Genomic DNA, 1,686 nt, shown 5'->3' with positions numbered 1-1,686 from the left:
CCTCAGCTTCTTCTTCCTCGTCTTCTCAAGTGCGCTTTTGGATCTAATAGCCTGTAGTACATGTTCTCTATCGGTATATTCGTCAGTGAAGATCAGGCTCTTCCATAACTCCCTCAAATGCCATTCAACATAATACGCTAGCATGCAGAGAAATATGTGAGCCCTCACTCTCTTCTCAAGCCAGTGGTGTATTGGCCGTATCTTCAGATCCACTCCCTTTAGCGTCCTGAATGCCCTCTCAACTCTGGATAGACTCTTGTAGCTGTACACCACTTCTTCTGCAGTCAACTTCTCTTTCTCTACACTGGTTCGGATTATATAAAATCCATCAAGAGAAGCTTCAAAGGCTATACTTTCTTCATTTCTCCTGTAATCGAACTTCCCATCCTCTATCTTGAAAATGAAATGCTTGGCCATCTTGTACCTGTTCTCTATCCTTCCCAGTGCCTGCCCTATCTTCCCCGCCTCTCTCAACCTTCCTGAAGCGATCCTTCTCAAGAGTTTGTTCAGGTTTTCTTCAGTCACCCTGAGTAAGTCTTCTCTCGTTCTCCTTCTCTCTTCTGCAAGAAAGGGATTCCTGCAGACTATTAACCTCTCCCCAGGATAATCGGGTGAGTCTATCTCAAGAAGGTCTCTCTCGTCAAATAAGCTCAGCTGTAAATACCCATTTTCAAAGAGACTCTTAATTGTAGGCCCTCTAAAGGCACTAATCCAGTCAACTCCACCGAGAGCCTTCAATCTGTCTATCTGCCCCTGCGTTAACATCCCTCTGTCTCCGACCACGACGAACCTTTCTACTTTGAACTCTTCCTTTACCTTGTCTACCTGTTCCCCTATCGTTTTAGTGTCACTCGTACATCCCGGATATACCTGTATGGATATTGGTATACCTTTAGAATCCGTCATGAGTCCATAGACTATCTGTTTCTTTCCCTTCTTCTTGTCTCTGTTATAACCATAACTCGCAAGCTCACAATGACTCCCTTCATAGTAACTCGAAGAGACATCGTAAAGAACAAGACTTCCTTCTCTTAAGTGTCTCTGCGCAAGTTTCCTTTCTATCGTCTCTTGCCTCTGGAGCAACCAGTCCAGAGCAGTATATAACTCATCTTCGTCCGCATCTTCCACTGAGAACTCTTCGGGAATAGTGGTATTATCCCACCAGCGTATTGTGGAAAGCTTCGTCTGAGGGTTTATTATCCTTGCAACTATCATCGCCTCTATTAGATCGCTTTCTCTACTCCTTCGAGAAGAAAGCAATTCGGAAATACCTAGATCCTCCATTACCTTACTTATAACCGCAACATTACCATGAGCTCTCGACCGAGTAATCTCAATTGCCTCTTCGGATGGAAGAAAGACTCTCCCCTGGAGACTCTCTTTGACTAACTCTCTAGTAACTTCTGGCAATTCAGTAAGGTTGGCAATGGTTTGCTGTTTCACCTTACCATCTTCTCGATAGCTTCTTCTCAGAAGATAAGTGAAGTATTCTCTGTCCTTGTACTTACTCACAATCTTAGCTAAATAAAGGCCTTTAGGTTTGTAATTCATAACAGAATCATAGCACAAAGAAACGAGCGAAGTCAATTGTAAATTGACCATTTACTGTCTACACTTTCACAACATTCTTGTGCCTTTTTTCTCTCTGGGAAAGAGTCTCATTAATTTCCTGTCGGGGAACTTCAG

1 protein-coding gene is annotated in these 1,686 nt (G+C 43.3%); it reads right to left on the bottom strand.

The features are described 5' to 3' along the window. Positions 1-1,512, bottom strand: a 1,512-nt coding sequence (locus RJ60_RS14460; protein ID WP_258006366.1) for an IS1634 family transposase, incomplete at its 3' end; no start/stop codon positions are given. Between the last annotated feature and the right edge of the window lie 174 nt (positions 1,513-1,686).

This window comes from Mesotoga sp. B105.6.4 (genome assembly GCF_002896535.1).
Classification (GTDB): domain Bacteria; phylum Thermotogota; class Thermotogae; order Petrotogales; family Kosmotogaceae; genus Mesotoga.
The sequence above is the reverse complement of the archived record's forward strand: the minus strand, read 5'-3'. Positions and strand labels throughout refer to the sequence as shown.